We start from the raw sequence: 12,456 nt of genomic DNA on the forward strand, positions 1-12,456 counted from the left end.
CCGCTGGGCTCTTGCGCTGCTTGTGCTGCTTGTGCTGCTTGCGCGGGTTGTTCGGGTTGTTGGGGCTGGCTGTTGCGGGTCGTTAATGGTGCGCAAGGTGTCGTTGTCTGCGGTCGGGCGGCAGAGCACTCTGCGCACCACAAACGCGAAGTGGGCGGGTTTAGTAGTGGCGGAAGCGCTCGGGCGCGAGATCCCAGGGATCCTTGCCGAGGAGTTCGGCGACAGCCCGGAAGACACAGCTTTCGACCAGCAGACGGCGGTGGAACTCGTCGTTGCGGTGGAGCTTGCTCAACCGCTGGATCGGCACACGAAACAAGAGTACGATGCGCTCGGCCGGATCGACGCGCCAGCGTTCGACCTCATCGTCGCCGAGCGCGGTTGCCGGTGCCGCAGCGACCTCGAAGCGCACGTCTTCGAGTTCCTTCGGCCAGAGGCCCTTCAAGTAGTCGGCTGTTGATGCGACCGTCATGTCGAAGAAGTCGATCCTGTTGTGCAGCATCGGCAGGTGCGGGCCGGTGATCGGGCCGCGAGCGCCGCGGCCGTGCCGGTTGCGCGTGACCACAGGGGAATTCGGCAACTCGACATGAGCGGCACGGGAACGAGGCATGTCGCAATCCTACGTCGAGCACCGCGCGATAGTCTGGACGGCGATGCCGAGACGATTGTGTTCGCGCGTGGCCTGTGCCGAAGATGCCGTGGCCACCCTCACGTATGTCTACGCGGACTCGATGGCCGTTCTCGGCCCGCTCAGCATTACACCCGAGCCGCACAGCTACGATCTGTGTGCCGGGCACGCGGAACGGCTGTCCGCACCGAAGGGCTGGCAGATCATCCGGCACGCGGTCTTCGGCGAAACCGGTTACGGCGGCTGAGTTCCCGTCGGGCGCGGGCCAGGACCCGCCGAGCCGGGCCGAGTCTGAGGTGCCGGCCGACGGCATCCGTTCGGTGTTCAAAACGACGGAGAAACACGGCGACGCGCCGGCCGGCGTACGAGTTGCGCGCCGTGTCGCCGAAGAAGTCCGTCGTTTTGGTGAACGGCGGGAACCGAGGCTGGGAGAATGCGAGAATGGGGCAATGACTTCGTTGCACCCTGATCTGACCACGCCCGAGTCCGAGACAACAGCCACGCCGGCGAGTCGGAGCGCGTCGCTGCCGTATCGGGTCGCCGACCTGTCGCTGGCAGAATCCGGTCGCCACCAGCTGCGACTTGCCGAGAATGAGATGCCGGGCCTGATGGCCTTGCGCGCCGAGTTCGGCGAATCGAAGCCGCTGACCGGCGCGCGCATCGCCGGCTCCCTGCACATGACCGTGCAGACCGCCGTGCTGATCGAAACCCTCGTTGCCCTCGGCGCTCAGGTGCGCTGGGCCAGCTGCAACATCTTCTCCACGCAAGACGAGGCGGCGGCCGCGGTGGCCGTCGGACCCACCGGCACGGTTCTGCAGCCGGTCGGCGTGCCCGTGTTCGCCTGGAAAGGCGAGAGCCTCGAGGAATACTGGTGGTGCACCCAGCAGATCTTCGACTGGAGTGCCGAGGCGGCAGCATCCGGAGCCGACTGGCGCGGCCCGAACATGATCCTCGACGACGGCGGCGACGCGACGATGCTCGTGCACCTCGGCCGCCAATTCGAGCAGGCCGGCGCCGTTCCCGACCCGACGGATGCCGACAGCCACGAGTATCGCGTCGTTCTGGAAGCTTTGCGTGCGTCGCTGGCCGCCGACGCCGGCCGGTGGACGCGGATCGCCGCCGACATCCGCGGCGTGACGGAGGAAACGACGACCGGCGTGCACCGGTTGTACGAGCTGGCTCGCGACGGCAAGCTGCTGTTCCCCGCGATCAACGTGAACGACTCCGTCACGAAGTCGAAGTTCGACAACAAGTACGGCATTCGGCACTCGCTGCCCGACGGCCTCAATCGCGCGACCGACGTGCTGATCGGCGGCAAGATCGCCTTCGTGGTCGGCTATGGCGACGTCGGCAAGGGCGCAGCAGAGGCGCTGCGCGGTCAGGGTGCACGGGTGATCGTCAGTGAGGTCGACCCGATCAACGCCCTGCAGGCGGCCATGGACGGCTTCCAGGTGGCACGCATCGAGTCGGTCGTCGGCGAGGCCGACATTTTCGTCTCCTGCACCGGTAACCTCAACGTGATCACGGTCGAGCACATGCTGGCGATGAAGCATCAGGCGATCGTCGCGAACGTCGGGCACTTCGACAACGAGATCGACATGGCGGGGCTGGAGCAGGTCGCCGGCGCCACGAAGATTCAGATCAAGCCGCAGGTGCACGAGTGGCGGCTGCCGACTGGGCGCAGCATCCTGATTCTCAGCGAAGGACGCCTGATGAATCTCGGGAACGCGACCGGGCATCCGTCGTTCGTAATGAGCAACTCGTTCTCGAACCAGGTACTCGCGCAGATGGAACTGTGGTGCCACCCGGAGAACTATCCGCTCGGGGTCTATGTTCTGCCGAAGATCCTCGACGAGAAGGTGGCGCGTCTGCACCTGGACGCGCTCGGCGTCGAGCTGACGACACTCACGCCGCAGCAGGCCGCATACATCGGCGTCGAGGTCGACGGGCCGTACAAGGTCGAGCAGTACAGGTACTGACCGTCCGGCCGGCCGGAACTGACGTCCGGCCAGCTGGCGGTCGCCTGCGGTTGCTGCGGCCGGCTCAGCGGTCGGGGAACGCGTGCGGCAGGCCGGTCAGCACCGCGTCGACACCCTCAAGGCGGCGTCGCTCGAGTGTGAGCGCGTTGAAGTCGCGATCCCGTCGCACGGCGCTGACGGCGGCCAGGAAGAGTTCGGCTGAGGTCGCAGGCAGCGGCGACACGTAGGCGGCGGCCTCCTGGGCGAGCTCTGCGGCAATGCCGTAACGCGCTGCTGGGGTCATCGCGCCGGCCTGCCGCAGAAAAGCGGCAATGCGCCGGGAGAGACGATCGGGCAGCTTGGCGACATCCGCAGTTCTTGCCCAGCCTGCTAGTGCCGGCGGGACACCGTAGACCGGTTGCACCACGTGCGGAACTCGCTCGTGCTGACTGTACGTGCCGGCCAGCAGATCGCCGAGGCGCTTCGAGCGCGGGCTGAGCAGGCCGACCAGCGCTGCGATGCCACCCAAGGTCAGGTACAGCTCGAGCACGCCGGTCAGCGCTCGGATGAATGCGTGCCGGGTTTGCGCGGCCCCGCCATCGTCGCGTACGATCCTGGCGCCGACAGCGAGCTTGCCGAGCGACCGTCCACGGGTGAGGATCTCAACGCTCATCGGTGCGATCACCAGTGAAATCACCAGACTCGCGATGACGAGCGCCGTGGTCAGCGACTGATCGCCCGATGCGTTCGCGACGAGCTGGATCAGCGCAAGCAGGGCGAGAAACAGACCGACGTAGACGATCCAGTCGATTGCTGCGCCGGCGCCGCGCAACACGAAACCGGCCGGGCGCACGTCGAGGCCGACCGCCTCGCCGGTCATCAGCTCTGAGTCTCTGTCATCCTCGAGCGCCGCGGTAACACCCCATGGCGCTGCTGCGCTGGGGCTGCGGGCCATCATGGCTATCATCTAAGCAGATGGATGTCGACGCGTACACGGCCGCACACCGTGATGATTGGGACCGGCTGGACGCCCTCGCGCGACAGCGGTCGTTTTCCGGCGTTGCGGCCGACGAGCTAATCGACCGCTACCAGTCCGGGGCGACCCAGTTGTCCACGCTGAAGACCTCTGCGGGCTCGACCGTGCAGGGCGATCGACTGTCGATCGCGCTCTCGCGCGCGCGGCAGCGCTTCACCGGCACACGCAGCAACGTACTGTCGCAATTGCCGCGGTTCTTTGTGCGCCAACTGCCCGCGGCGCTGTATCGACTGCGCTGGCTCACCCTGGCCGTGGCCGTTGCCTCGGCGATCATCGCCGGGCTCTACGCCTGGTGGGCGCTCAGCAACCCGAGCGTGCTCGCCAATTTCGGTTCGGATGCCCAACTCCGGCAACTCGTCGACCACCAGTTCGTCGACTACTACTCCGAAAATCCTGCCGCATCGTTCACCGGCCAGGTCTGGACAAACAACGCGTGGATAGCCGCGCAGTGCATCGCATTCGGCATTCTCGGCGTGTACGTGCCCGTCGTGGTGCTGCAGAACGCGCAGAACATCGGCGTCACCGGCGCCGTCATGTTCGCGTACGACAAAGGCGACGTGTTCTTTCAGTACATCGCACCCCACGGGATGCTGGAACTCACGTCGATTTTCGTAGCGGCGGCGGCGGGCATCCGCATTTTCTGGGCGTGGATAGCGCCGGGCGCCCGAACGCGCGGGCAGGCCCTTGCCGAAGATGGCCGGGCGCTGTTCACCGTGGCGATCGGGTTGGTCATGACCCTGTTCGTCTCCGGGATCATCGAAGGGTTTGTCACACCGTCATCGCTGCCGTGGCCGATCAAGATCGGGATCGGCGCGCTGGCGCTCGCGGCGTTCTTGTTCTACATGCTGTTCGTCGGCGGCCGGGCGTCACGGGCGGGCGAGACCGGCGACCTCGGAGAGTTCGAGGCCGGCGCCCGCCGCATCATCGCCGGTTGACCGCGCCGACCGCCGTCAGCAGCGCCCGCAGCCGTGCCCGCCGCCCCGCACAGTGGCCGAGTGCGTCCAAGTGGCCGGTCTGGGTCTGATTTGGTGGGTGATAACGGCCACCTGGCCGCGCTTGGCGAATCAGCCGACGGCATCCGGGGGCGGGAGAAGGAGGGAGAGGGTGGGCATCGGGCGGAGAGGGGAGCGCACACAAAAAGACGGAGATTTTGGCTGACCCGCCGGTAGCGGATGCTGCCACTTGGCGTGTCGCCGAGAATCTCCGTCTTTTTGGTTCGCGCGCGGTTGTTCAGCGCATGGGCCGGCGGGCCGTCAGGCCTTCTTAGTGCCCTCGAACAGGCCCTTGAAGGTCGCGCCGGCGATGATCGCGCCGACGATCGGGGCGACGACGGTCGCCCAGACCTGGGCGAAGGCATCAGGACCGCCGTAGATCGCCGTGGCGATCGCACGTGCCGGGTTGAACGAGGCGTTCGAGACCGGGATGGCGATGAGTGCGAGCAGTGTCAGGGCGAGGCCGATCGCGAGCGGGGCGAATCCCTTGGGGGCGCCGTCGCTGGTCACGCCGATGATCACCCAGAGGAAGACGGCGGTCGTGATGATTTCGATCAGGAGCACGGCCACCAGGCTGTAGTGCCCGGGGGAGATGTTGTCGAAACCGGTTGATGCACCCGCGAACTGCTTCGTCAGGTTGAGGTCCTTGCCGCCTGCGAGGATTGCCAGCAGCAGGCTCGACGCGATAATACCGCCGATGAGCTGCGCGACGATGTAGCCGCCGACGTCCTTCCAGGAGAAGCGTCCTGCGACGGCGAGCCCGATCGTCACGGCGGGGTTGAAGTGCGCCCCGGAGATGTGACCGAGACCGTATGCCCCGACGACGACGGTCAAACCCAGGGCGAGCGAGACGCCGACGAAACCCACGTTCAGCCCGCCGACGCCCTTGTTGAACCCGGCCGCGAACAGCACGGTCCCGACGACGCCGAAGACCAGGATGAAGGTTCCGACGGCTTCGGCGGCCAGCCGGGAGCCGAACGTCGGGGTGAGTGTGGGGGCGGCAGCAGTGGATGCGTCAGCCATGACCTCTTCTTTCGTAGATGCGAGAAGTGAGTACGCCGCAAACATGCGGTATGACAACGACGTTATTGGATGCGGGCAGGTGTGCGTGCCTAATCGGCCCGTATGTCGCAATAACGCCGCCGCAACGCAGTCGAATAAGGCCTCCGCCGCAATGCGACACACGGCATTGACCGCGCATTCACAGCCGACCGGCGGCTTTCAAGGCGAGGTAGCGGTCTGCGACGGCGGGCGGCAACTCTGCTGGCGCGCCGGTGACGATCTCCGCACCGAGCTGCCGGATGGCGCCCCCGACACGTGCACTGTCGAGCAGCGCCCGTTCCGCTGCGGCCGCTCGGTAGACCTGTTCCCTGTCGTCACGTTCGGATGCTGCGGCCAGCACCCCGGGATCGGTAACGGATGCGACCAGAACCGTGTGCCTCTTCGTCAGCTGCGGCAGCACCGACAGCAGCCCCTCGCTCGCCCCCGGCGCCTCGGCAGCGGTCAACAGCACGACCAGGGCCCGATGACTGGTCACCGCGCGCACCTGTGCGGGCACGGCGGTCCAGTCCATTTCGATCAGCTCGGGGTCGATCCCCGCCATCACGTCGACCATGCGGGAGAGCAACGTCGCACCAGTGGCACCCTGCACGCGCCCGCGCACCCGCCGGTCGTAGGCCAGCAAGTCGACGCGGTCACCGGCACGCGAGGCGAGCGCTGCCAGCAGCAGCGCGGCTTCGAACGCTGTGTCGATGCGGGGTTCGTCGTCGATGCGCGCGGCGGAGGTGCGACTCGTGTCGATCAGGATGACGACGCGGCGGTCACGCTCGGGGCGCCAGGTGCGCACCATGAGCTTCGAGTCCGCAGCGGAGTTCGGGTCGGTGCGGCGCGCCGTCGCTCGCCAGTCGATCGAGCGCACGTCGTCGCCGCGCACGTACTCGCGCAACGAGTCGAACTCCGTGCCCTGCCCGCGGATCATGACGCTCGTGCGTCCATCGAGCTCACGCAGCCGCGCCAAACGGGACGGCAGGTGTTTGCGCGAGAGGAACGGCGGCAGCACACGGATGCGCGCGGGCGCTGCCAGCGTCGCCTGTCGGGACCAGAGGCGCAGCGGCCCTGCCGACCTAATCGTCACCTGGGCGACCCGACGTTCGCCGCGGCGCACCGGCGTCAGCGTGAGCGAAACGAGGCGTCGTTCACCGGGCGGAATCTGCACCGGCAGTCGCGTCGACGACGCGCCTGCGGACGGCTGCCAGGCGTCGCGGATGCGTGCGCGCAGCATCCGCGAACCGACGTTCGTCACATAGAGCAGGCTCGTCACGCTCTCGCCGAGCCGCACCCGTGCAGGAAGCTCTCGGTCGAAGGCGACGGCGCGCGGCGACGCTGCGACGATCAGGTCGATCGCCCCGAGCAGGCACGCGAGCGCCAACCAGCCGAGCAGCACGAGCGCGGCCGTGCCGGCATCCGCTCCGAATGCGACGACCGGAACGATGCCGAGGCAGACCAGCGCAACAAAGCGGCCGCTGACGGTCACGGAGCGGTCGCCGCCCGTGCCCAACGCGGCGCCCCGCATTGTGCTGCCGCGTCCAATGTCGCCACGCCCGATGTCGCCGCGCCCGATGTCGCCGCGCATCGTGTTGCCCAGCATCGTATTGCGACACGGCGTGCTGCCGGCCACTGTGCCCGCGTGGCACTCACAGCGGCACCTGCACCTGCTGCACGATCGAGCGCAGGATGGAGTCCGCCGAGACGCCCTCGAGTTCGGCTTCCGGCCGCAGTTGCAGGCGATGCCGCCACGCCGGCAGCACCATGGCCTGCACGTGGTCGGGGGTGATCCAGTCGTAGCCGCTGAGCCAGGCCCAAGCCTTTGCGGATGCCAGCAACGCCGTCGACCCACGCGGACTGATCCCCAGCCGAACGGATGGACTATGCCGCGTCGCGCGCGCCAGATCGACGATGTAGGCCAGTACGTCCGCTCCTGCACCGACGGATGCTGCCGCCTGCTGCGCCGCCGCAAGCTCGGCTGCCCCGAGCACTGCCGTCACACCGGCGCCGGCCAGGTCGCGAGGATTGAATCCGGCCGCGTGCCTGCGCAGGATCTCGAACTCGGCGTCGCGCTCGGGCAGGTCGAGGCTCAGCTTCAGCAGGAACCGGTCGAGCTGCGCCTCCGGCAGCGTGTACGTGCCTTCGTACTCGATCGGGTTCTGCGTCGCCGCGACGATGAACGGCTGCGGCAGCGGACGGGTGACGCCGTCCGCACTGACCTGCCGCTCTTCCATCGCCTCCAGCAGCGCCGACTGCGTCTTCGGCGGCGTGCGGTTGATCTCGTCTGCCAGCAGAATGTTCGTGAACACCGGCCCCTCGCGAAACTCGAACTCGCCGGCCTTGGCGTCGTAGATGAGCGAGCCGGTCACGTCGCCCGGCATCAGGTCCGGGGTGAACTGCAACCGCTTCGTCTGAAGGCTCAGCGCCTGGCTGAGTGCACGCACCAGGAGCGTTTTCGCGACGCCGGGGACACCCTCCAAGAGCACGTGACCGCGTGCCAGCAGGGCGATGATCAGACCCGTGATCGCACCGTCCTGACCGACGACCGCCTTACCCACCTCAGTGCGCACCTGCGCGAGGGCGCCGCGCAACGGGTTCGGGACGGCTGGCGCTGGGGCGGCTGGCGTCGAGGTGGCTTGCGTCGGGGTGGGGTCTGTCATGGGTTTATTCTCCCGTGCTCGATCGATCGGGGCGGTTGTCGGATTCCGGATGCGCGGCACCACGTGTCTCTGCCGCGACCGCGTCTTCCAGCCGGCGCAGTTGTCCGGACAGCCGCATGAGTTCGGTGTCGGATCGCGGTTCCGCGTACAGCAGCACGTCGCGCACCGGGAATGCGTCGACGTGGGTCAGGGCGGCGGCGGCATCCGCAATTTCGGTTGTTGTTGCCGTGTGCGGGAGCCCCAAGCGGGCGGCGATCCGGCCGGCAGCGCCGATGCGCAGGGCATCGAGTGCTCGCAGCCGGGCGGAGGAGCGTTGATACAGCCGAGCGCGGCCCTCCATGGTCTCTTCCGCGCGCACGACGACGGGGAGATTCTCGATCACGAGCGGGCCGAATCGGCGCCCGCGCCACACGGCGGCAGAGATCGCTGCGGCGATCATCAGTAGCACTGCGGGCGTGACCCAGCCCGGCGTCAGCACGCCGAGGCTCGGCGGGCCGGTCGCGTCAACGTCGGCCAGGGTCGGCAAATACCAGACGAGCGTGTCGCGTGAGCCGAGCAGGTTCAACGCGAGGGCGGCGTTGCCGTCGCGCAGCACATTCTGGTTGTCGAACACGCTCGTCGACCCGATGACCCACTGGGCGTGACCGGTGCCATCCGCTCTGGCGCCATCGAGTCCTGCCAGGGCGAATTCTCCATCTGAGGTCGGAAAGCAGCCGGTGTAGGCACTGTTCAGCACCCGATAGACGGCCTGCGGAGGCGAAATACGCCCGGCCTTGACCGCTGCCGGCAACGAGCAATGCGCGAGCGGCGCAGTTGCCGCGGATTTCGGGGCACCGGCCGCGGTGACGGCGGGTGACAGCGTGTGAAGGGCGGTGAAGCCGGGCCGCACGAGCACCGTCGTCGTTGCGAGGTTGTCGAGGGTGCGCAGCTTTTGAGCGCTGAGGTAAGCATTCGGATCGTAGATCAGGATGGTGCTGTCTGACGCCGAGCGCACGGCCGCAGCCGCTTGGGCCAGTGTGCTTGCCGTGACGACGTGCACGCCTTGCTGCCGGAGCACGTTGGCAACGGCCATCCCGCCGGTTGGCGCCGGATTGTCCGCGCCGAGCGCCGGCCCTGCAGCCCGCTCGGTGCCGCTCAGCAGGAACGCACCGATCGCAGTGGCCAGCCCGATCACCACGAGGATGATCCAGAACCGTGCGCGACGCGACCGGCCGCGCAGCGTCGGAGACAGCGAAATCGCCGGGCTCGCGATCGCGGGGCTCGCGGGCGCGGTCATGGCACGGCCTGAACGGATTGCAGCTGTGCGAGGTTCTGCGGATGCGCTGCGTTCAGTCGCGCGTCGAGCTCGCGCAATTGCTCGTAATCCTGGGCGGTGCCTGGCTGCCCGAGGTAGCGCACGCTGTCGAAGATGCTCGCGCCGCTGGCCAACGGTTCGCGCAATTCGGGAAAGGCGTCCGCGGCGCGGGCGGCGACCTCGTGCGCGGTCGTGCCCGGCTGCACGGCAACGATGGTGCGCTCTGCGAGCCCGCGCGTGATCGCCCGGAACACACCGATGACCGCTTCGCGCCACAGCCCGGCCCGGGCGGACGCGGCGGCGGCTGAGCGCAGTTCGGCCGCCGTGCGCGCATCGTCTGGGTCGAGAACCGCGTGATCCTGCGCGCCACGCCGGTTGAGCCGGGGGACGCCGAAGACGATCAGCGCACCGGCAGCGAGGCAGACCAGCACGACGATGCCGACGATCGCGAACGTGCTGGTGACGCCGGATCCCTGTGCGAACAGTGAGGCAAGCCAGTTTTGTATGGCCTGCGCTGCGAGGTCGAGCCAGGTCGGCTTCGCCGCCTGGTAGGCCGGGTTGCTCAGCTCCTTGACGAGCAGGTCGTGCGCGTGCGGCGCATCCGGATCGACGGGAACGCCGGTGGCCGAGCCGACGACCGTGAACAGGGTGCCGAGTGCGCTCATGCGAACGGAGGTGCCGCCGGGCCGGGCCCGCCGAACGGGTACTGTGCGGATGACGCGGCCGAAGCGGTGAACGAGGATGGTGCCGCGAACGGGTTCTGCGCACCGACCGTGCCGACCTGACGGTTCTCGACGAAACGCTGCAACGTGAGTTCCAAGCCCTCTTTGCGCATCCGCAGGTCGATGTAGATCAGCGCGGTCACGGCAGATTGCACGATCGAGGTGATCGAACTGATCACGAGGCTGATCAGGATGGTGACCAGATAGGAGACCGCGATCAGCACGATCGACGCGGCGATTCCACCGGTCGAGTCCGTGCCCGTTGGTGCGACGAGCACGAGCACGAACGAGAACACGATCGAAATGGCTCCGGAGACCACCTGGCTGGCGATGTTCAAGATGACGGCCATCAGCGCCTGAACGCCGAACGTGCGCCAGAAGTAGCCCTGCGTGAGCGACCAGGAACGGCCGATCGACGCGCGGATCGACGCGCGCTCGAGCACGATCACACTGGGCACAAGCGAAATCTTCGTGCCGATCCAGACGGCGAGCACGGCGAGCCCGAGAAAGGCGAGAATACCCACGATCACGCCCGTGGCGATCCCCGCCGGGCCGAGAAGCACGAGGCCGGTGACGATACCGCCCAGCACGGCGGCCACAACGAGCACCGCAGCGGCGATCAGCAGTACCCACGCGATCAGCGCCCAGCGTCGCCCGACGATGCCGCGCCAGAGCGCCCGCATCGACAGTTTCTCGCCGACGGTGCCGCGGGCGACCTCGTTCACGATCACGCCCTGCAGGAGAGCCGAGCCGATCAGGCTCAACATGACCGGCACCAGGGCCGACAGCGCGATTGACACAATCGCTCCGGCCGTCACAGCGTCGCGGTCGGCCGCACTCGCCATGTCGATGCGGCCGACCGCGAGTGCGACGGCTGCTCCGACGACCAGCAACGACGCGATAACCATGACGGCCTGGATCAGAAGCGCACTGCCGAATGTCGGCTTCGGGTTGCGACGCAACACTTGGAACGGCGCGCCCATCAGCGTGCCGAAACTGAGCGGCCGCAACGGGATCAGGCCGGGCTTCGGTGGCGGAGTCCAGCCGCCCGGCGCGCCGGAACCCGGCTGTGGACCGTACCCCGGTGGTGGCGGCCCGTACCCCGGTGGCGGTGGAGCGTATCCGGGTGGCGGCCCGTACCCGGGTGGTGGCGGTGGATAGCCGGCCGGTGGGGGCGCATTCGGTGGCTGTGGTGTGTTCCCGCCGAAGCGGGGTGCGTTGGCCGGGTCGTCCGGGGCTTGCCAGCTTTGGTCGTCGGTCACCTCAGCCCTCTCTTCGCGGGCGTCTCACACTCGCGTTATCAGATCAATGCTGGCATATCGTGACGCCCGTTGGGGGTGCTCTGGGCCGCTCCCAGACAGTCTCGACTACTCTTATGCCAGAAGTTCGATGGTTCGTGCCACCCGAGTCGCACGAACCCTGCCATGAAGTTGGGACTATGACCGCTCGCATTCTGGTTGTCGATGACGACACTGCTCTTGCAGAGATGATCGGCATCGTGCTGCGCACCGAAGGGTTCGAACCGCACTTCTGTGCGGATGGCGCTCTTGCCGTCGATGCCTTCCACACCTCGAAGCCCGACCTGGTGCTGCTGGATCTGATGTTGCCGGGGCTCGACGGCATCGAGGTGTGTGCGCGCATCCGCGCCGAATCGGGTACGCCGGTGATCATGCTGACGGCGAAATCCGACACAGCAGACGTGGTGAAAGGGTTGGAATCAGGCGCGGACGACTACATGGTCAAACCCTTCAACCCGAAGGAACTCGTCGCCCGCATTCGCACGAGACTGCGGCCTGCTCCGACTGGGCCGACATCCGAACAGTTGCAGATCGGCGACTTGGAAGTCGACATCGCCGCGCACGAGGTGCGCCGAGGGCCGACGGCGATCAACCTGACACCGCTCGAGTTTGATCTGCTACTTGCTCTTGCCTCGAAACCGCAGCAGGTTTTCACCCGCGAAATGCTGCTCGAGCAGGTATGGGGCTACCACTACAAGGCGGACACGCGCCTGGTGAATGTACACGTGCAGCGCTTGCGCGCGAAGGTCGAGGACGACCCGGACAACCCCAGGATCGTGATGACTGTGCGAGGCGTCGGCTATCGGGCCGGTGCTGTCGCCTAGCGG

The 12,456-nt window shown here is 67.4% G+C and carries 12 protein-coding genes; 4 read left to right on the forward strand and 8 right to left on the reverse strand.

From position 1 onward, the window contains the following. Positions 1-160: 160 nt before the first annotated feature. Positions 161-607 carry a metallopeptidase family protein gene (locus QU604_RS07375; protein WP_308468158.1) on the reverse strand — a complete coding sequence of 149 codons (447 nt, stop codon included), beginning with the start codon at positions 605-607 and terminating at the stop codon, positions 161-163. Here QU604_RS07375 and QU604_RS07380 point away from each other — a divergent pair. Both QU604_RS07380 and ahcY read left to right on the forward strand, forming a co-directional pair. After that, a complete protein-coding gene (locus tag QU604_RS07380; protein ID WP_308468159.1) occupies positions 606-872 on the forward strand; it encodes a DUF3499 family protein in 267 nt (88 codons plus the stop codon). The genes QU604_RS07375 and QU604_RS07380 overlap by 2 nt on opposite strands. Positions 873-1,074: 202 nt before the next feature. Then, positions 1,075-2,604 (forward strand): adenosylhomocysteinase, encoded by a 1,530-nt coding sequence (gene ahcY / locus QU604_RS07385; protein WP_308468160.1) that lies wholly within the window; start codon positions 1,075-1,077, stop codon positions 2,602-2,604. Positions 2,605-2,668: 64 nt separating this feature from the next. On the opposite strand, the gene QU604_RS07390 is transcribed toward ahcY, so the two are convergent. After that, positions 2,669-3,541 carry an RDD family protein gene (locus QU604_RS07390; protein ID WP_308468161.1) on the reverse strand — a complete coding sequence of 291 codons (873 nt, stop codon included), beginning with the start codon at positions 3,539-3,541 and terminating at the stop codon, positions 2,669-2,671. Positions 3,542-3,558: 17 nt separating this feature from the next. Here QU604_RS07390 and QU604_RS07395 point away from each other — a divergent pair, with 17 nt between their 5' ends. Next, positions 3,559-4,554 carry a stage II sporulation protein M gene (locus tag QU604_RS07395; protein WP_308468162.1) on the forward strand — a complete coding sequence of 332 codons (996 nt, stop codon included), beginning with the start codon at positions 3,559-3,561 and terminating at the stop codon, positions 4,552-4,554. A 318-nt stretch (positions 4,555-4,872) separates the two neighbouring features. Here the strand turns inward: QU604_RS07395 and QU604_RS07400 are convergent, their stop codons facing one another. The 6 genes from QU604_RS07400 to QU604_RS07425 all read right to left on the reverse strand — a co-directional run bounded on the left by QU604_RS07400 (position 4,873) and on the right by QU604_RS07425 (position 11,593). Continuing rightward, complete coding sequence (locus tag QU604_RS07400) at positions 4,873-5,634, reverse strand: aquaporin (protein WP_308468163.1); 762 nt, start codon at positions 5,632-5,634, stop codon at positions 4,873-4,875. 178 nt (positions 5,635-5,812) lie between these two features. Continuing rightward, the gene (locus QU604_RS07405; RefSeq protein WP_308468868.1) at positions 5,813-7,144 is read right to left on the reverse strand and encodes a DUF58 domain-containing protein; all 1,332 of its coding nucleotides are present in this window, start codon (positions 7,142-7,144) and stop codon (positions 5,813-5,815) included. Positions 7,145-7,304: 160 nt separating this feature from the next. Beyond that, a complete protein-coding gene (locus QU604_RS07410; RefSeq protein ID WP_308468164.1) occupies positions 7,305-8,315 on the reverse strand; it encodes an AAA family ATPase in 1,011 nt (336 codons plus the stop codon). Positions 8,316-8,319: 4 nt separating this feature from the next. Then, complete coding sequence (locus tag QU604_RS07415) at positions 8,320-9,591, reverse strand: DUF4350 domain-containing protein (protein WP_308468165.1); 1,272 nt, start codon at positions 9,589-9,591, stop codon at positions 8,320-8,322. Continuing rightward, positions 9,588-10,274 (reverse strand): DUF4129 domain-containing protein, encoded by a 687-nt coding sequence (locus QU604_RS07420; protein ID WP_308468166.1) that lies wholly within the window; start codon positions 10,272-10,274, stop codon positions 9,588-9,590. The genes QU604_RS07415 and QU604_RS07420 overlap by 4 nt, the downstream gene beginning before the upstream one ends. Then, positions 10,271-11,593, reverse strand: a complete 1,323-nt coding sequence (locus QU604_RS07425) for a glycerophosphodiester phosphodiesterase family protein (protein ID WP_308468167.1) — start codon at positions 11,591-11,593, stop codon at positions 10,271-10,273. Before QU604_RS07425 ends, QU604_RS07420 begins: the two co-directional genes overlap by 4 nt. A 176-nt stretch (positions 11,594-11,769) precedes the next feature. On the opposite strand from QU604_RS07425, the gene mtrA reads away from it, so the two are divergent. Further along, entirely contained in the window at positions 11,770-12,453 is a 684-nt protein-coding gene (gene mtrA / locus QU604_RS07430; RefSeq protein WP_308468168.1) for an MtrAB system response regulator MtrA, read from the forward strand. The last annotated feature ends 3 nt before the right edge of the window (positions 12,454-12,456 follow it).

This window comes from Rathayibacter sp. SW19 (genome assembly GCF_030866825.1).
Classification (GTDB): domain Bacteria; phylum Actinomycetota; class Actinomycetes; order Actinomycetales; family Microbacteriaceae; genus Rathayibacter_A; species Rathayibacter_A soli.

Excerpts from the sequence above, each read along its gene's own strand:
- QU604_RS07380 (WP_308468159.1), top strand. The coding sequence starts at position 606 with ATGTCGCAATCCTACGTCGAGCACCGCGCGATAGTCTGGACGGCGATG.
- QU604_RS07375 (WP_308468158.1), bottom strand. The coding sequence starts at position 607 with ATGCCTCGTTCCCGTGCCGCTCATGTCGAGTTGCCGAATTCCCCTGTG.
- ahcY (WP_308468160.1), top strand. The coding sequence starts at position 1,075 with ATGACTTCGTTGCACCCTGATCTGACCACGCCCGAGTCCGAGACAACA.
- QU604_RS07390 (WP_308468161.1), bottom strand. The coding sequence starts at position 3,541 with ATGATGGCCCGCAGCCCCAGCGCAGCAGCGCCATGGGGTGTTACCGCG.
- QU604_RS07395 (WP_308468162.1), top strand. The coding sequence starts at position 3,559 with ATGGATGTCGACGCGTACACGGCCGCACACCGTGATGATTGGGACCGG.
- QU604_RS07400 (WP_308468163.1), bottom strand. The coding sequence starts at position 5,634 with ATGGCTGACGCATCCACTGCTGCCGCCCCCACACTCACCCCGACGTTC.
- QU604_RS07410 (WP_308468164.1), bottom strand. The coding sequence starts at position 8,315 with ATGACAGACCCCACCCCGACGCAAGCCACCTCGACGCCAGCCGCCCCA.
- QU604_RS07415 (WP_308468165.1), bottom strand. The coding sequence starts at position 9,591 with ATGACCGCGCCCGCGAGCCCCGCGATCGCGAGCCCGGCGATTTCGCTG.
- QU604_RS07420 (WP_308468166.1), bottom strand. The coding sequence starts at position 10,274 with ATGAGCGCACTCGGCACCCTGTTCACGGTCGTCGGCTCGGCCACCGGC.
- mtrA (WP_308468168.1), top strand. The coding sequence starts at position 11,770 with ATGACCGCTCGCATTCTGGTTGTCGATGACGACACTGCTCTTGCAGAG.